Origin of the sequence: Bacillus infantis, from assembly GCF_020171945.1 — a bacterium.
Classification (GTDB): domain Bacteria; phylum Bacillota; class Bacilli; order Bacillales; family Cytobacillaceae; genus Bacillus_AB; species Bacillus_AB infantis_A.
Window position 1 is genome coordinate 490,166 of record NZ_JAIVAP010000002.1, and the last position, 16,047, is coordinate 506,212.

At 47.1% G+C, this 16,047-nt stretch carries 19 protein-coding genes and 1 other RNA gene; 14 read left to right on the top strand and 6 right to left on the bottom strand.

The annotated features are described in order from the left end of the window. Positions 1–65: 65 nt before the first annotated feature. From LCM00_RS06515 to LCM00_RS06530, 4 genes are all read left to right on the top strand, one after another. Positions 66–902, top strand: a complete 837-nt coding sequence (locus LCM00_RS06515) for a lipoate--protein ligase family protein (protein ID WP_224899158.1) — start codon at positions 66–68, stop codon at positions 900–902. Between the two features lie 478 nt (positions 903–1,380). Beyond that, positions 1,381–3,930 carry a vitamin B12-dependent ribonucleotide reductase gene (locus LCM00_RS06520; protein ID WP_224899161.1) on the top strand — a complete coding sequence of 850 codons (2,550 nt, stop codon included), beginning with the start codon at positions 1,381–1,383 and terminating at the stop codon, positions 3,928–3,930. A gap of 139 nt (positions 3,931–4,069) precedes the next feature. Then, positions 4,070–5,095 (top strand): spore photoproduct lyase, encoded by a 1,026-nt coding sequence (splB, locus tag LCM00_RS06525; RefSeq protein WP_224899163.1) that lies wholly within the window; start codon positions 4,070–4,072, stop codon positions 5,093–5,095. A 102-nt stretch (positions 5,096–5,197) separates the two neighbouring features. Then, positions 5,198–6,085, top strand: coding sequence for a patatin-like phospholipase family protein (locus LCM00_RS06530; RefSeq protein WP_224899166.1), 888 nt, complete (start codon positions 5,198–5,200; stop codon positions 6,083–6,085). 94 nt (positions 6,086–6,179) lie between these two features. On the opposite strand, the gene LCM00_RS06535 is transcribed toward LCM00_RS06530, so the two are convergent. Next, complete coding sequence (locus tag LCM00_RS06535) at positions 6,180–6,560, bottom strand: SA1362 family protein (RefSeq protein ID WP_318247595.1); 381 nt, start codon at positions 6,558–6,560, stop codon at positions 6,180–6,182. Between the two features lie 47 nt (positions 6,561–6,607). Further along, complete coding sequence (locus LCM00_RS06540; RefSeq protein WP_224899171.1) at positions 6,608–7,552, bottom strand: DUF1385 domain-containing protein; 945 nt, start codon at positions 7,550–7,552, stop codon at positions 6,608–6,610. A 243-nt stretch (positions 7,553–7,795) separates the two neighbouring features. Here LCM00_RS06540 and LCM00_RS06545 point away from each other — a divergent pair, with 243 nt between their 5' ends. The 4 genes from LCM00_RS06545 (at position 7,796) to efp (ending at position 10,475) form a co-directional block, all read left to right on the top strand. Then, positions 7,796–8,311, top strand: a complete 516-nt coding sequence (locus LCM00_RS06545; RefSeq protein ID WP_224899174.1) for a YqhR family membrane protein — start codon at positions 7,796–7,798, stop codon at positions 8,309–8,311. Positions 8,312–8,389: 78 nt separating this feature from the next. Beyond that, positions 8,390–8,830: a type II 3-dehydroquinate dehydratase gene (gene aroQ / locus LCM00_RS06550; protein WP_224899177.1), complete on the top strand. Its 441-nt coding sequence runs from the start codon at positions 8,390–8,392 to the stop codon at positions 8,828–8,830. 1 nt (position 8,831) lies between these two features. Next, positions 8,832–9,893 (top strand): M24 family metallopeptidase, encoded by a 1,062-nt coding sequence (locus LCM00_RS06555; protein WP_224899180.1) that lies wholly within the window; start codon positions 8,832–8,834, stop codon positions 9,891–9,893. Between the two features lie 24 nt (positions 9,894–9,917). After that, a complete protein-coding gene (gene efp, locus LCM00_RS06560) occupies positions 9,918–10,475 on the top strand; it encodes an elongation factor P (protein ID WP_009794939.1) in 558 nt (185 codons plus the stop codon). Between the two features lie 59 nt (positions 10,476–10,534). On the opposite strand, the gene LCM00_RS06565 is transcribed toward efp, so the two are convergent. Next, positions 10,535–10,696 (bottom strand): hypothetical protein, encoded by a 162-nt coding sequence (locus LCM00_RS06565; RefSeq protein ID WP_224899183.1) that lies wholly within the window; start codon positions 10,694–10,696, stop codon positions 10,535–10,537. Positions 10,697–10,821: 125 nt separating this feature from the next. Between LCM00_RS06565 and ssrS the strand changes: the two genes are divergently transcribed. After that, a non-coding RNA gene (gene ssrS, locus LCM00_RS06570) (6S RNA) lies at positions 10,822–11,003 on the top strand. Positions 11,004–11,044: 41 nt separating this feature from the next. On the opposite strand, the gene LCM00_RS06575 is transcribed toward ssrS, so the two are convergent. The 3 genes from LCM00_RS06575 to LCM00_RS06585 form a co-directional block, all read right to left on the bottom strand. Further along, on the bottom strand, positions 11,045–11,710 hold the full coding sequence (locus tag LCM00_RS06575) for an SIMPL domain-containing protein (protein WP_224899186.1): 666 nt from the start codon (positions 11,708–11,710) through the stop codon (positions 11,045–11,047). 69 nt (positions 11,711–11,779) lie between these two features. After that, the gene (locus tag LCM00_RS06580; protein ID WP_224899189.1) at positions 11,780–12,421 is read right to left on the bottom strand and encodes a hypothetical protein; all 642 of its coding nucleotides are present in this window, start codon (positions 12,419–12,421) and stop codon (positions 11,780–11,782) included. Between the two features lie 38 nt (positions 12,422–12,459). After that, positions 12,460–12,735, bottom strand: a complete 276-nt coding sequence (locus tag LCM00_RS06585) for a hypothetical protein (RefSeq protein WP_224899336.1) — start codon at positions 12,733–12,735, stop codon at positions 12,460–12,462. Here LCM00_RS06585 and spoIIIAA point away from each other — a divergent pair. The 5 genes from spoIIIAA to spoIIIAE are packed head-to-tail and all read left to right on the top strand — an operon-like array spanning position 12,692 to position 16,038. Next, positions 12,692–13,621 carry a stage III sporulation protein AA gene (gene spoIIIAA, locus LCM00_RS06590; RefSeq protein ID WP_224899192.1) on the top strand — a complete coding sequence of 310 codons (930 nt, stop codon included), beginning with the start codon at positions 12,692–12,694 and terminating at the stop codon, positions 13,619–13,621. The two genes, LCM00_RS06585 and spoIIIAA, sit on opposite strands and share 44 nt — an antisense overlap. After that, positions 13,618–14,133, top strand: coding sequence for a stage III sporulation protein SpoIIIAB (gene spoIIIAB / locus LCM00_RS06595; protein WP_148974549.1), 516 nt, complete (start codon positions 13,618–13,620; stop codon positions 14,131–14,133). The genes spoIIIAA and spoIIIAB overlap by 4 nt, the downstream gene beginning before the upstream one ends. 56 nt (positions 14,134–14,189) lie before the next feature. Then, complete coding sequence (gene spoIIIAC, locus LCM00_RS06600) at positions 14,190–14,396, top strand: stage III sporulation protein AC (protein ID WP_009794945.1); 207 nt, start codon at positions 14,190–14,192, stop codon at positions 14,394–14,396. Positions 14,397–14,410: 14 nt separating this feature from the next. Then, positions 14,411–14,800 (top strand): stage III sporulation protein AD, encoded by a 390-nt coding sequence (gene spoIIIAD / locus LCM00_RS06605; protein ID WP_224899334.1) that lies wholly within the window; start codon positions 14,411–14,413, stop codon positions 14,798–14,800. A gap of 38 nt (positions 14,801–14,838) precedes the next feature. Next, positions 14,839–16,038: a stage III sporulation protein AE gene (spoIIIAE, locus tag LCM00_RS06610; protein WP_224899195.1), complete on the top strand. Its 1,200-nt coding sequence runs from the start codon at positions 14,839–14,841 to the stop codon at positions 16,036–16,038. The last annotated feature ends 9 nt before the right edge of the window (positions 16,039–16,047 follow it).

Consider the following 16,047-nt stretch of genomic DNA (forward strand, 5'->3'; position numbering starts at 1 on the left):
TTCCGCCCATTTTGATAGACTAGAAAACATGTGCAAGACTCATAACATGAAAAAGAGGGTTACATATGCTAAAAGAAACTTGGAGATTTATCGATTCGGGCTTTGGTTCCCCATCTTTCAATATGGCTTTGGATGAGGCACTCCTCGAGTGGAACAGCGAGGGGAAGATTCCGCCTGTCATCCGCTTCTACGGATGGGATCCGGCAACGCTTTCCATTGGCTATTTTCAAAAAGCGGAAAAGGAAATCGATATGGACGCCGTCAAAAAACATGGTCTGGGATTTGTCCGCCGTCCGACAGGCGGACGGGGCGTCCTGCATGAGCATGAGCTTACGTACAGTGTCATCGTTTCAGAGGACCATCCTGAAATGCCGAAAACCGTTACCGAGGCGTACCGGGTGATCTCTGAAGGGATTCTTAAGGGGTTTCACAATCTTGGAATGGATGCCTATTTTGCTGTCCCGAAGACAGCCGAGGAGAGGGAGTCGCTTAAGAACCCGCGTTCTTCCGTCTGCTTTGATGCACCAAGCTGGTATGAGCTTGTTGTTGAGGGGAGAAAGGTTGCCGGAAGCGCCCAGACAAGGCAGAAGGGTGTCATCCTCCAGCACGGATCCATCCTGCTCGACCTGGATGAAGATAAGCTTTTCAGCCTGTTCAAGTATCCGAATGACCGTGTGAAGGAAAGGATGCAGAGAGCGTTCAAAAGCAAAGCCGTTGCCATCAACGAGCTTAGCCGGGACAAAGTCACAATCGGACAGGCCAAGGAAGCCTTCAGAAAGGGCTTTGAGGAAGGGCTTGGCATTCAGCTTGAACCTTATGAGCTTTCCGCTGAAGAAATGGAATATGTGAACAAAATTGCAAAACACCGATATGAAAACGATGAATGGAATTTTAAAAGATAGACTGTGTTAGTGTACCTCGTTGATTTTGGGCTCATTCGTGTGAAACTCTTTTTCACACGCATCTCAGCACAGCTGAAATGAGCCCAAAATCAATAACAATGTTTAACAAAGCCAAAAGAAAAAAAGCGGCCCTGTCGCTTTTTTTCTGTTTGATGCGGAATTCCGCACATCCAAATTATGAATATTTTTCCATGTGGTTCATACTTAAAACGCAAGCCCCGAAATTTGCCGAAAATAATCGTTTACTGTCATTAATCGGGCAATATCTCTTTTTATCTCTGAAATCTAGTTTTTTCTGAGTTTGACAAAATTAAATTGATTTGACCTCTAATACAATATATAGTGGTGTCGAAAATATTTTATATACTATATATTGATTTTGAGGTTTTGGATATGATAACTTAAGGGTATTCAAAAAAACAAATAGAAGCTTGGCTTTCTATTAAAAATAGAAAGATACATTGAAGGAGCTGTGTGTATGTCTGTCGTGCTGGGACAAAAAGCAAAAGTGAACATCGAACAATTAAACAAGGATATCCGCCTATTCCCCCAGGTGCATCCGATCACCCCTGATATGAAAATCACCCATAAAGGGGTTTCGCGTCTGGTCATGCTGGACCGCTATACGTTCAAGGATACAGAAAAGATCACTCTGGCAAACGGGGACTTCGTTGTCCTGACTGTCAAAGAAGATCCAAAATTCCCTGCCCGCGGCCTTGGCTTCATCCAGGAGATTGACTGGGAGAACAAGACAGCCAGAGTTTTGGTGGAGGAAGAATTCCGCGGCGTCCTTGATAATCCGGATGAACCGGTAATCACGAAATCGCTGGATGTGATTGAAAAGCCGCTTGAGATCTATTATGAGCAGATTGCAAAGCGGAATGCGACAGGCCTCGCAGCAGCTGAGGAAACAGAAGAGAAGCGCAAGGAATGGTTTGAGAAATTTTACCACGAGCTTGTCAGCCTGAACTTTATCCCTGCCGGAAGGGTGCTTTATGGCGCTGGGGCGGATACGGATGTTACTTACTTTAACTGCTATGTCATGCCGTTTGTGCAGGATTCCCGCGAAGGGATTTCAGAGCATCGCAAGCAGGTAATGGAAATCATGAGCAGGGGCGGCGGAGTCGGAACAAACGGATCGACCTTAAGGCCGCGCAACACGCTTGCGCGCGGAGTAAACGGCAAATCCTCCGGATCGGTTTCCTGGCTGGATGATATTGCAAAACTGACTCATCTGGTTGAGCAGGGCGGTTCAAGACGCGGCGCCCAAATGATCATGCTGACAGACTGGCATCCGGATATCATTGAATTCATCATCTCAAAAATGCAGAACCCGCGCATCCTCCGCTTTTTGCTTGAAAATACACAGGATGAAACAATCAAGCGCTATGCCAGTGAAAAGCTGAAGTTCACTCCGCTGACTGAGCAGGAGACCAATATGTATCAGGGAATCATCAACTATAAACAAATCCCCGGACTTGGCGGCTTCAACGAGAAGATCATCAGAGATGCGGAAAATAAGCTTGCTGCCGGAGGCAATTATACTGTCCATAATCCGGAGTTCCTGACAGGTGCCAATATCTCTGTGTGCCTGACAAAGGACTTCATGGATGCAGTTGAAAAAGATGCAGAGTATGAGCTGCGCTTCCCTGATGTGGAGTCATATGATGCCGAAACGATGAAGATCTACAATGAAGAATGGCATAAGATCGGCGATGTCCGCGAATGGGAAAAGCTGGGCCATAAAGTGCGCACCTACCGCAAAATCAAGGCAAAAGAGCTTTGGAACCTGATCAATATCTGTGCGACCTATTCCGCAGAGCCGGGCATTTTCTTCATCGACAATGCGAATGATATGACAAATGCACAAGCCTACGGACAGAAGGTAGTAGCGACGAACCCTTGCGGGGAGCAGCCGCTTGCGCCATATTCTGTCTGCAATCTGGCCGCTGTCAATCTTGCTGAAATGGCTGATAAGGAAAACAGAACAGTCGACTTTGAAAAGCTGGCCAGGACTGTTGAAGTTGGCGTCCGCATGCAGGATAACGTCATTGACGCGACGCCATATTTCCTTGAAGAAAACAAAAAGCAGGCTCTGGGAGAGCGCCGTGTCGGACTTGGCGTCATGGGACTGCATGATCTGCTGATCTACTGTGAGACTGAATACGGTTCAGAAAAAGGCAATGAGCTGATCGATAAAGTATTTGAAACGATTGCTGTAACAGCATATAAAGCTTCAGTTGAGCTTGCCGGCGAAAAAGGCAGCTTCCCGTTCCTGACAGGAGAGACGGAAGAAGAAACAAACAGGCTCCGCCGGAACTTCACAGAAACCGGCTTTATGCAGAAAATGCCGGAAGATGTGAGACAGTCCATCCTTGAAAAAGGAATCCGCAATTCCCACCTGCTGACTGTCGCACCGACAGGATCTACAGGTACCATGGTCGGGGTTTCAACAGGGCTTGAACCATACTTCTCCTTCTCATATTTCAGGAGCGGCCGATTAGGAAAGTTCATTGAGGTGAAGGCAGATATCGTACAAGAGTATCTGGACCGCAACCCTGATGCAGATCCTGAGAACCTGCCGGAATGGTTTATTTCCGCTATGGAGCTTTCCCCTGAAGCACATGCCGATGTTCAATGTGTCATCCAGCGCTGGATTGACAGTTCTATAAGCAAGACGGTCAATGCACCGAAGGGCTATAGCGTTGAACAGGTGGAAGGTGTGTATGAACGACTGTACCGCGGCGGAGCGAAAGGCGGAACAGTATATGTCGACGGTTCCCGCGACTCGCAGGTCCTTACGCTAAAAGCGGAAGAAAACACCTTCGATGAGGAAGAAGCTAAAGAAGAAAAGCCGAAGCAGCGTGTTGTACTGGTCGACACAATCAGTGACCTCAGATCGACAGATGTAACTATCGGCTCTGAAGTAGGCAACACCTGTCCGGTATGCCGCCAGGGCAAGGTAAAAGAAATCGGCGGATGCAACACTTGCACAAACTGCAATGCCCAGTTGAAATGCGGCTTGTAAAATTTTCATAAACAGTAAAAAGAGGATGGAAAAATTTTTCCGTCCTCTTTTTTTCGGTTTTGCCCCAATAATGCTCATACTACAAAAAAGTGCCGGCGACATGCCTGAGCCAAGCAAACATAGAAACGGGGTTATAAAGATGAAACCATTCATGCCGCAGCTTGTATATATCGAACCGAAAGCACTCGAGTATCCTTTGGGGAAGGAGCTGAAGGAAAAATTTGAGGAGCTTGGCATTGAAATCCGCGAAACCACTTCCCATAACCAGGTGCGCGGCATCCCGGGGAATAATGAGCTTCAGCAGTACCGGAATGCAAAATCGACACTCGTAGTAGGAATCAGGAGGACGCTAAAATTCGATACGTCCAAGCCGTCCGCTGAGTATGCAATCCCGCTGGCAACTGGATGCATGGGGCATTGCCATTACTGTTATCTGCAGACAACCCTTGGGAGCAAGCCGTATATCCGCACATATGTAAACCTTGAGGATATCTTTGCCCAGGCTGAAAAATATATGGAGGAGCGGGCGCCTGAAGTCACCCGATTTGAAGCTGCCTGTACCTCGGATATTGTAGGGCTGGACCATTTAACACACTCATTGAAAAAGACGATTGAATTCATTGGCGGTACAGAGTATGGAAGGCTCCGCTTTGTGACAAAGTACCATCATGTCGACCATCTGCTCGATGCCAAGCATAACGGCAAAACAAGATTCCGTTTCAGCGTTAATTCGCGATATGTGATCAAGAATTTTGAACCAGGCACATCCACTTTCGATGAACGGCTCGAAGCGGCCAGGAAGGTTGCGGGGGCAGGATATCCTTTAGGCTTTATTGTTGCGCCGATCTATCTTCATGAAAACTGGAAGGAAGGCTATTTTGAGCTTTTTGAAAGGCTGAAGCAGTCGCTTGATGGCATCGAACTGAAAGATCTCACTTTTGAACTCATTCAGCACCGTTTCACAAAGCCTGCCAAGAAGGTCATTGAAAAACGCTATCCGAAAACAAAGCTTGAAATGGATGAAGAAAAGCGGAAATATAAGTGGGGCCGCTACGGAATAGGAAAATATGTATACCAGAATGATGAAGCAAAGGAAATGGAAGAAACCATCCGAAGCTATGTCCATTCCTTTTTTCCAGAAGCTGAAGTTCAGTATTTTACGTAATCTGATATTTTATCCTGAATAATTAATTTGTCCGCCGTACTATTTTTGCAGCTGCCCGATTAAAGATGTATCAAGCAGGTATCATCGACGGGAGTGGCTTGCATGTATATAGACGGCGTTTTTTCAGGCGGCGGCATTAAAGGCTTTGCGCTGATCGGTGCTTTGGAGGTCATTGAGCAGAAAGGATTCCGCTTTGAAAGGGTGGCGGGCACGAGCGCTGGCTCCATTGTGGCCGGACTTTCCGCTGCAGGATACACAAGCAGGGAAATGTTCGATCTGATGAATGAACTTGATTTGAAGAAGCTGCTGGATGCCAGGAGGACACTGCTGCCTTTTTCGGCAGCTAAGTGGCTGCTTTTGTATTGGCGCCTTGGCTTGTACAAGGGAAACGAGCTGGAGAAGTGGATTGCAGAGAAGCTCGCCGCAAGGGGGATCCGTACATTTGGCGATCTTGCACCCCAGAAGCTCAGGGTTATTGCATCAGATCTGACGAACGGCCGGCTTGTCGTCCTCCCGGATGATTTAATGAGCTACGGGGTCGACCCTGGCCGATTCTCAGTAGCGAAAGCTATCCGGATGAGCTGCAGCCTGCCCTATTTTTTTGAACCGGTCAAACTGAAGTCATTTGAAGGGGAAACAAGTCTCCTAGTTGATGGAGGAGTGCTGAGCAATTTTCCGATGTGGCTCTTTGATAAGGAAAATGTTAAAAAGGTCCGGCCGGTACTTGGGATCAAGCTGAGCCATGATGTCTTGGACAGGGAGAAAAATAAAATCAATAATGCGATCCAGCTGTATGAGGCGCTCTTTGAGACAATGAAGGATGCCCATGATGCCCGCTATATTTCCCGGAAGCATGCAAAAAATATCATCTTTGTTCCGACAGAAGGCATCGTCTCTACAGAATTTGGCCTTACCGCTGAAAGAAAAGAAGAGCTGCTGGAGCTTGGGAGGCGGTCAGCGAGGAAGTTCTTCTCTCTATGGACATACTGAGGGAATTAAAAAGCACTGCCAGAATTGGCAGTGCCTTCCAATGGCCGGCTGCATACAGCCGCCAGTGAGCTTGAAATTTAAACAGCCCCGGGCATCAGAGAGTTGCCCGGTTCTTTTTTTTGCCTTTTTTCCCGTCAATGACGGTTAAATGAGGTGGAGATTTGCGAGCTTTTGTTTTCCTTAAGGATGTGAGCGAACCGACACTTGCCTTCCTGGTGCTGGCAGGTTCTTTCTGATATTTCCTTTTAGATTTCTTAGCTGCTTTAACAAATGCCTGCTGCTCTTTTTTCATAGGGCCAGCTTTGTAGAAACGGCGAAACAGAAAATATACGGCAGCACCAATGAGGGCTATTACGGCTATACTCTGCAAAAAACCGGCAGGGTCGTTTACCAATCTGCCTATTATTCCGATTATTGCGAGGCCGATGAGGCCGGCAACAATATACAATGAAGTCCGGTTATTCAAAAAAGCCACCTCCCTATGAGCATGATGAGCATTTTCACTTGCTTTTAAACTATATTTTATACAATTTCTTCTGTTTTATTAGTGTCCTCGGTTTCCTTTTCCTTTTTTAGCAGTTCATTAAACGAAAGAATGGCAACTTCTGTCTGTTTATCATCCGGTTCTTTGGTCGTCAATAGCTGAAGCCAGAGTCCGGGAAGGCCGAGCCATTTCAGGACAGGCACATGCCTGACCTTATTCGTCAGCTGCAGGACCTCAAATGAAATTCCGAGTACGACGGGAATCAGGGCAAGGCGGTTTAAAATCCTGACCCAAAGCGGATCGGTCGGCACAAACATATAAATGAAGACGCCGACAATGACGGTGAAGAGGATAAAGCTGCTGCCGCAGCGATAATGGAGCCTGGACTGGGCCTGAACATTTTCAACCGTCAGCTCCTTGCCGTTCTCAAAAGCATTTATTACTTTATGCTCTGCACCATGATACTGAAACACCCGCCTGATGATCGGGGTCAATGAAACGAAATAAATATAGCCAAGGAGAAGAATGAGCTTGAAAAATCCTTCTACCAATACCTGCGCAACATCGCTTGGAAAAATCGGCTTTGTCAAAGCCGCCAGGAATACAGGAACAAGGGTAAAGATAAATTTTCCAAACAGGAAGGAAATGACCCCGATGGCTGCCACGCCGAGCCACATGGTGAGCTTGGATGGCTCCTGTTCTTTTAAGGTATGATCCTCGCTTGGATCAAGATCAAATCTCTCTGTTGAGAAATTCAAGTGCTTCGAACCGTTCGCACTGGCTTCAATGATAGCTGCTATCCCTCTCAGAAAGGGGATTTTCTTGATTGTCTGAAGGGAAGGGTTTGATTTTCTCGGCAGATGGAAGTATTCGATAGACTCATCCTTCCTTCTGACAGCTGTAACATAATGATGCTTGCCGCCGAACATGACGCCTTCAACAACTGCCTGGCCGCCATAAACGGGCTTTTGATCTTTAGACATATATGTAACACCAACCTATTGTGTACTGGGCCGAAACAGCATATTGGAAAAAGTGGATCGTGCCTGCAAGGCACTTTTTGCATAAGCTGAATGTACCTATATTTATTCTACTAAAAAACGGATAAAACCTCTAGAGCGGAGCAAAAGTAAGATTTTTTCTCATGGCAGATGAACCTTCAATTTCTGCTTTAGATGTGATTGAAAATATAACCATGGGCATACTAAGGCAATGGAGGTGGAAAAATGAAGGAAGAACATGAAAAGCTTGAACAAAATCAGAGGGAAAAGCCGATGTCCTTCATGGCTATGGTCATCATCACTGGATTTGTCGGTGGAGTGCTTTGGAGCGGGCTGGCTTATCTGGCTTACGTCTTTAACCTGACTGAAATCCATCCGAGGGTCATCCTGGAGCCATGGGCTATAGGGGGATGGAAGAAGACGTGGCTTGGTACGGTCATTTCGCTTGTATTCATCGGGATTGTCTCCATCGGGGCAGCAATCATCTATTATGCCCTGCTTAGAAAGATCAAAAGCATCTTTGCGGGGGCAGCCTACGGAATTGCACTTTTCCTGCTGGTCTTTCTTGTGCTGAATCCCATTTTTCCAGGCATCAGCCCGCTGAGGGACCTGGATAAAAATACAATCATTGCCTCTGTCTGTTTTTATATTCTTTATGGAGTATTCGTCGGCTTCTCAATTTCTTATGAAGAAAATGAAATCAGGTTCAGGGAAGATAAGGAAAAAGAAGCAGCAACATAATATGCTTTCGGTGTGCTGCCGTTTTCAATTGTGATAGAATGTTCTTATGGACATTCTTTTTTTCACGGGAGCCTGATTATGACAAAAATACTACTATTAAACGGGCCGAACCTGAATATGCTGGGCAAAAGGGAGCCCGGTATTTACGGAGAGACCACACTGAAGCAGCTGGAAGAGCGGATTGCAGAGCTGGCCCGCGAATACGGGGCAGAACTGGAAGCCTGCCAGTCCAATCATGAAGGGGTGCTTGTCGACAAGCTTTACGAAGCGAACGAAGCCGGAGTCGATGGCGTGATCTTTAATCCCGGGGCATTTACACATTACAGCTACAGCCTCCGGGACTGCATAGCAGGCATAAGCGTGCCTGTCATCGAAGTACATATATCGAATATCCATGCCCGTGAGCCATTCCGCCATGTGTCTGTCACCGCAGCAGTTACGGCGGGTCAGATCGTTGGCCTGGGGCTCAAGGGGTATGAGCTGGCATTTGCCGCACTACTGGAAAAGGGGAGAAATTAGGATGGAGAAACTACAGAAGCTTCGCGCCGCATTTGGACAGCATTCAATTGATGGGATGCTGGTTACAAGCAATTATAACAGAAGATATTTAACCGGTTTCACCGGCTCTGCAGGACTGGTGCTGATCAGCGGGGAAAAAGCACAGTTCATCACCGATTTCCGCTATGTCGAACAGGCCGGGAAGCAGTGTGAAGGCTTTGAAATCGTTCAGCATTCAGGCAATATCGTTGAAGAGGCGGCCAGGCAGGCCAAAAATCTTGGGATCCAGAAGCTTGGCTTTGAGCAGGAACATGTATCATTTGCCTCCTTTAAAGCCTATGAAGCAGCAGTGGAAGCAGAGCTTGTTCCGGTAAGCGGAGCAATTGAAAAGTTACGCTTGATTAAGACGGATTCAGAGATTAAGATATTAAAGGAAGCTGCGAGCATTGCCGACAAGGCATATACTCATATTCTGGACTATATACGCCCCGGCAGGACAGAGCTGGAGGTTTCGAATGAACTGGAATTCTTTATGAAAAAAGCTGGTGCAGCCTCTTCTTCTTTTGACATCATTGTTGCTTCCGGATACAGATCTGCCCTTCCGCACGGAGTGGCTAGCGATAAGGTGATTGAAAAAGGGGATATGGTTACACTTGATTTTGGCGCCTATTATAATGGCTATGTATCCGACATTACCCGCACCCTTGCTGTGGGTGAGCCGGACAGCAAGCTGAAGGACATATACCATATTGTCCTTGAAGCACAGCTGAAGGGGCTCGAGGGCATCAAACCGGGCATTTCCGGTAAGCAAGCCGACGCCCTTACGCGCGACCATATCAGCAGCAAAGGCTATGGCGAATATTTCGGCCACTCCACAGGACATGGAATCGGGCTTGAGGTCCACGAGGGGCCTGGGCTTGCATCCAGATCTGATGCCATCCTTGAAGAAGGGATGGTCGTTACAGTCGAACCAGGCATCTATATACCTGGACTAGGCGGGGTGCGCATTGAGGATGATACAATCATTACTAAGGACCATAACGAAAAGCTGACTCATTCAACTAAAGAACTAATCATTCTGTAATTGCATATTAGGAGGACATAACACATGATTTCTGTAAATGATTTTCGTACAGGATTGACCATCGAAGTAGACAACGGCATTTGGAGAGTAATGGATTTCCAGCATGTTAAGCCAGGGAAAGGCGCAGCATTTGTTCGTTCAAAGCTCCGCAATCTCCGTACCGGCGCTATCCAGGAAAAAACTTTCCGTGCCGGCGAGAAGGTAGGAAAGGCCCAGATCGACAACCGCAGGATGCAATATTTGTATGCAAGCGGAGATCAGCACGTATTCATGGACAACGAGTCCTACGAGCAAATCGAACTGCCTGAAAACTCAATCGAGTATGAGCTGAAGTTCCTTAAAGAAAATATGGAAGTACAGATCATGATGTATCAGGGAGAAACGCTTGGTGTTGAACTTCCAAACACTGTTGAGCTTGAAGTGACAGAAACTGAGCCTGGAATCAAAGGTGATACTGCTTCTGGCGGAACCAAGCCTGCCACACTTGAGACAGGCCTGATTGTACAGGTTCCTTTCTTCATCAACCAGGGAGATGTTCTGATCATCAACACAACTGAAAGCTCTTATGTATCCAGGGCATAATCGGTGAAAAGGAATACCCGCAGGGCATCAGGCCGGCGGGTATTTTTTATTGCATTCAGTTAAAGTTCCCTTCCGGTTGTCCCCGGGGATTGTTCGGTATTCCCCGGGTTATTATATTCCGGGTCAGAGGATGCCGGCTTCCTGTTGCTTTTTGTTCCGCCAAGATACTGGTCCGGATCCCGCTGCTCTTTTAAAAATTTTTCATGATTTTCATTTACCATTCAGTAGCCATCCTTTCGGTCCTCTTTTTGCCGCACTCTCTTTAGTATGCGCTATTATCCTCCAGCTTATGAAAAAATGGCTTAAAGCTATTGCCTTTTTGGTAATGTTATTGTAATATAATTAATACAAGCTGCGTTGTTCGTTTGTATATGAAGTTTCAACCTTTATGTAGTAATAGGGAGCCCTATATCGGAATCAGGACGGCATGCCTCTGCATGAGGACACACGGAAGGAATTCCTGCGGACACCCACCTGTTGGAGCAGGTTTGAAACTCCATATAAATCGGCGGCAACTGCGGCCCTAATAAGGTTATCCCAAAGCAATGGCCAATCGGCTGTTGCTTTTTTTAATAAACAAACTCCGCTGTAACATAGGCAGTAATTTCCGTAGTGCCAGGTTCTATTGAAGTACCAGCGGCCGCGCTTTTGACAAACTGGCCGGCTTCCCTTGGTATTGGCTGGCCGGGGGCAATGATTCCTTCAGTGACTGACACTGGTGTTTTAATCAGCTGTACGTTCAGAGTTTTTGCGATAGCAGCAGCCTTCTCATACGCATCGATGACTGCGAGAGACAATGCCTGCTTTTGCCACTTTCCATCGTCCGCTAAAAGCCTGACAGAAGAAATGATGTTCGCTCCATTTTCTGCAGCGGCATCCAATACCCTGCCGGCAGCTTCAACAGGCGATACAATCACCCTTAATAAATGCTCTGCTTTATATCCTCTGAAGATCTGCTTGCCATCCTGAAAATCATATTGCGGAAAAACAGAATAGTCCTTTGTCTGGATGTTTTCTTCCGGTATCCCGATCCTGATCAATCCATCCTTTATACCGGCGATTGTTTGGGCGGCTTCAGCTTGTGCCTCTGCCAGGGAACTGCTTTCGGCTGAAACGCCAAAGATAGTTTCCGCCTTATTCGGCTTTGCCTCGACAGTTCCCTTTCCTGTAACCCTGATAGTATTCCGGCCCTGTTTCTGTAAGGGCTGTCCTGATATACCGTGATTTTTATACATGTACTCTCCTCCCCAAAAGCTATTCTTTCTTTAAGTTATTGAAGTACGCCGGACGGCAGAACAAAATCATCAATGGAAATACTGCCTGATTTTTCCTGACAGTTCTTCTTTTCTCTCATCCAGCTGCCTGAAACGATGTCCGTTTGCCCCTGATGGATGCGGAAATCCGGACAGGCATTTTTCAGGATTAATCAGCCCGATCTTAATCCATCCAGCCAATATGCTGTCCGCCGCTTTTCCCAGGGGGATGATCAAGGGGGAATCAAGCGGCATGATGTCAGTTTTGAGTGTTTCCTCAGCATAGCCGCTCAGAAAAGGGCTTTTGCTCAATCCGGGGCTATGGCCAGTATAGTTCCTTCCTTTATAAAAAGCAGGATATTTCACAAGTGAGCATGTATGGAGGAGTGTGTCCGCTTCGTGGAAGAGCATCATCGAATGGTCAAGTCCCATCCGCTCCGGCAGGCCGATGCTGTCCAGCATTTCCGCCAGGTTTTTCCTCATGGGTCCTGAAAAGCGCCCTTCTGCTTTCACCCTCTTCAGCACCTCTGAGTCAGGAACCTTTCCAATCAAACGCCTTGCGAGCGTGATGCTTTTGTTCATTTGCGCCCATCCAGGCGTAATGCCAAGTATCAACACTTTAGCTCTGCTATTCACATATTCATTATGGGGCGAGTAATAGATCTGGAGAGCACCATTTTCTTCAATCAGCAATCCTGGTTGCAGCAGCTCTTCTTTTGTATATGTATTTTTTAAAGGAAGCTTCTGAATTTCCTCTTTATACCTAGTAAACAGCCTATCCCTCTCCTTTCCCTGCCATTATTCATGATACCCATATTTGCTGCTTGATAAAGAATCTCTTCTTTGTTTCCGCCGGATAATCCATTTATGGAAAAGGGACAAATATTGTCATATTGCTCCTGGAACAACATACATTTCTTAGTAGCGAAAATAAAAGACAGTAAAGCTATAAGGAGGATTTTTGTGGAAACAGTTGCAGCCTTTTTGCCAAAAAATTTATCAGACAAGCTGAAAAATGTCCCTCCTGAAATGATGGAGCATCTTGAGGAAATCAGGATCAGGATTGGCAGGCCGCTTGAAGTGACAGCCAAAGGAATCCCCTGCTTCCTGCCCTATACAGTTGGTGCAGAAGATGCCGTCCATTTAATGAATAAAATCAGCCATTTTTCAATCTACACATTGGAAGAAGAGCTAAAGAGGGGCTATATCACGATAGAGGGCGGGCACCGGGTGGGGCTTGCCGGAAAAGTCATTCTGGATGGAGGGAAGGTCAAGGCCATCCGTGATATCTCTTCCTTTAATATCAGGGTGGCAAGAGAGAAAGTCGGGACAGCAGACAGGCTGATTCCCTATTTATATAGCAGCGGCTGGCTCCACACTATGATCGTCGGCCCGCCGCAGACGGGCAAGACAACGCTTCTCAGGGATATTGCCCGGATCGTCTCCTCTGGTGCATCGAAACCAGCTATTCAGGCACAGAAGGCCGGCATAGTGGACGAGCGGTCTGAGATTGCCGGAAGTGTCAGCGGCATACCCCAGATGACCTTTGGCCCGAGGGTGGATGTCCTGGATGCCTGCCCAAAGGCGGAAGGGATGATGATGATGATTCGTTCCATGAGCCCGGATGTCCTGCTCGTTGATGAAATCGGGAGGCAAGAGGATGGGGATGCCATCATGGAGGCTGTCCATGCGGGAATCAAGCTGATGATGACAACTCATGGACGTTCATGGGAGGAAATAAAGAACAGACCGACATTAAAGCAAATCCTTGAAAGCGGAATTTTTGAAAGATATGTGATTCTGGACCGGACAGGCGGCCCGGGGAATATTGCATCAATCCTGGACAAGTCAGGCAGGGAAATCCACAGGGAAGCGGCGGTGAACCTGGCATGATGAAGATCATCGGCGCCTGTTTCATTATCCTGGCCACTACATGGGCGGGGTTTGAAGCATCAAAGCATTTGAACGAAAGGCCGCGCCAGCTTCGGCAGCTTAAATCCGCGCTTCAATCGCTGGAGGCTGAAATCATGTACGGGCATACACCGCTCCATGAAGCGGCAAGAAGGCTGGCTGCCCAGCTTTCAAAGCCGCTGTCCTGGTTTTTTGAATCTTTCTCAAAGAAGCTTACAGATTCGGAAACAACAGTCAGGGCTGCCTGGGAAGAAAGCCTGAAAGAGGTATGGAAGCTGACGGCCTTCAAGCAGGGAGAATTTGAGATCATGAAGCAGTTCGGGGAGACACTCGGCCGCCATGACCGGTTTTCCCAGCAAAAACAAATCATGCTGGCACTCTCCCATTTGGAAAGGGAAGAAGCTGATGCCTATGAAAGACAGGCAAAATACGAACGGATGGTAAAAAGCCTTGGCTTCCTGTCAGGTCTCCTGTTGATCATTCTATTGATTTAAATCAGGGCTCGCACACGATGCAAGGAATATTAAAGCAGCGTATAGGAGGAGAAATGATGGGATTAGAGGTTGATATTATTTTTAAAATTGCCGGGGTCGGCATCGTAGTCGCCTTTTTGCACACCATTCTGGACCAGGTCGGAAAGAAAGAGTACGCACAGTGGGTCACCTTATTCGGTTTTATCTATATCTTGTTTATGGTCGCCTCGATTGTGGACGACCTCTTCCAGAAAATTAAGTCGGTCTTTTTATTTCAAGGATAAGGGAGGGCTCAGCGATTGAGATCTTTCAGATAGCAGGCATCTCGCTGGTTGCAACATTCCTCGCCCTTGTAGTAAAAGAGCAGAAGCCTAACTTTGCCTTTCTGCTCGTTGTCTTTACCGGATGCAGCATTTTCCTGTTTCTCGTTGACCAGATTTATGCCATCATCCATATGCTTGAGAAAATTGCAGTTAATGCCAAGGTGAATCTTGTCTATGTAGAAACGATCCTTAAAATCATCGGAATTGCTTATATAGCGGAATTTGCCGCCCAGATAACGAAGGATGCAGGACAGGGTGCAATCGCATCAAAGATTGAGCTCGGCGGCAAAATACTGATTCTGGCGATGGCTATCCCAATCCTGACTGTCCTGATAGAAACAATCATCCAGCTGATTCCCAGTTGATGTCCCAGCAATCATGTTTCTTTAAATGAGGTGAAAAGATGAAGCAGCGGCTGCCGTTTATTTTTCTAGTATTATTTCTCGCCACCTTCTGTGTGATGCCAGTTGTACAAGCCTCCGGGGAAAACGAAGGAGAGAACGGGCCCAGGGGGGCTGAGGCGCTGGTTGAGGCCCAGCTTGAAACCCTTGAGCTTGATGAGCTGAAAGGTTTTTGGGAAAAAGTTTCAACTGAATATGGCGGCTTTTTGCCGGAAAGCCAGAAAGGCAGTTTATATGAATTTATTAAGGGAGATAAAGAGTTTTCCTTGAAGGAGTGGATGCTCGGGGGGATGAAGTTTCTCTTTCATGAGTTTCTCGTCAATGGAAAGCTTCTCGGGTCTCTCATCATCCTGACAGTCTTCAGCATGTTTCTGCAGTCCCTTCAGAATTCTTTTGAAAAGAGCTCTGTCAGCAAGGCCGCTTATTCCATCATCTTTATGGTTCTGGTGATCATCGCACTGAACAGCTTCCGTGTTGCGGTTGATTACAGCATCGAAGCCATCAGCACGATGACATCTTTCATCCTGGCGCTTGTCCCGCTCCTATTGGCTCTGATCGCTTCGTCTGGCGGCCTGGTGTCAGCTGCATTTTTTCACCCTGTCATACTGTTCTTGATGAATATCAGCGGTATGTTCATTCAGTATGCGGTGCTGCCCCTTCTGTTTCTTTCGGCGGTCCTCAGTATTGTGAGTGTCCTTTCAGAGAATTACAAGGTGACGCAGCTTGCCAATCTTCTGCGGAACTGGAGCATAGGCCTTTTGGGATTGTTCGTGACCATTTTCCTTGGAGTCATCTCAGTGCAGGGTGCTTCTGCCGCAATCACGGACGGGGTGACCTTGAGGACAGCGAAATTCATAACAGGAAATTTCATCCCCGTAATCGGAAGGATGTTCACGGATGCCACAGATACGGTCATCAGTGCATCAGTGCTTTTGAAAAATACAGTCGGGATCGCAGGAGTCGCGATTCTGCTGATCATCGCAGCGTTTCCGGCAATCAAGATTCTTATGATTGCTTTTATATATAAATTTGCAGCAGCTGTTCTCCAGCCGCTCGGCGGGGGCCCGGTCATCGCCTGCCTCGACATCATCAGCAAGAGCGTCATTTACGTATTTGCGGCACTCGCCCTTGTGTCTCTTATGTTTTTCCTAAGCATAACCGTCATAATCGCTGCAGGAAATCTGACCATGATGATGAGATAGGGGTGACCG

Excerpts from the sequence above, each read along its gene's own strand:
- LCM00_RS06540 (WP_224899171.1), bottom strand. The coding sequence starts at position 7,552 with ATGTCTAAAGATCAAAAGCCCGTTTATGGCGGCCAGGCAGTTGTTGAA.
- aroQ (WP_224899177.1), top strand. The coding sequence starts at position 8,390 with ATGACAAAAATACTACTATTAAACGGGCCGAACCTGAATATGCTGGGC.
- LCM00_RS06565 (WP_224899183.1), bottom strand. The coding sequence starts at position 10,696 with ATGGTAAATGAAAATCATGAAAAATTTTTAAAAGAGCAGCGGGATCCG.
- LCM00_RS06555 (WP_224899180.1), top strand. The coding sequence starts at position 8,832 with ATGGAGAAACTACAGAAGCTTCGCGCCGCATTTGGACAGCATTCAATT.
- LCM00_RS06545 (WP_224899174.1), top strand. The coding sequence starts at position 7,796 with ATGAAGGAAGAACATGAAAAGCTTGAACAAAATCAGAGGGAAAAGCCG.
- splB (WP_224899163.1), top strand. The coding sequence starts at position 4,070 with ATGAAACCATTCATGCCGCAGCTTGTATATATCGAACCGAAAGCACTC.
- spoIIIAB (WP_148974549.1), top strand. The coding sequence starts at position 13,618 with ATGATGAAGATCATCGGCGCCTGTTTCATTATCCTGGCCACTACATGG.
- spoIIIAE (WP_224899195.1), top strand. The coding sequence starts at position 14,839 with ATGAAGCAGCGGCTGCCGTTTATTTTTCTAGTATTATTTCTCGCCACC.
- LCM00_RS06575 (WP_224899186.1), bottom strand. The coding sequence starts at position 11,710 with ATGTATAAAAATCACGGTATATCAGGACAGCCCTTACAGAAACAGGGC.
- efp (WP_009794939.1), top strand. The coding sequence starts at position 9,918 with ATGATTTCTGTAAATGATTTTCGTACAGGATTGACCATCGAAGTAGAC.
- LCM00_RS06530 (WP_224899166.1), top strand. The coding sequence starts at position 5,198 with ATGTATATAGACGGCGTTTTTTCAGGCGGCGGCATTAAAGGCTTTGCG.
- LCM00_RS06515 (WP_224899158.1), top strand. The coding sequence starts at position 66 with ATGCTAAAAGAAACTTGGAGATTTATCGATTCGGGCTTTGGTTCCCCA.
- spoIIIAC (WP_009794945.1), top strand. The coding sequence starts at position 14,190 with ATGGGATTAGAGGTTGATATTATTTTTAAAATTGCCGGGGTCGGCATC.
- LCM00_RS06520 (WP_224899161.1), top strand. The coding sequence starts at position 1,381 with ATGTCTGTCGTGCTGGGACAAAAAGCAAAAGTGAACATCGAACAATTA.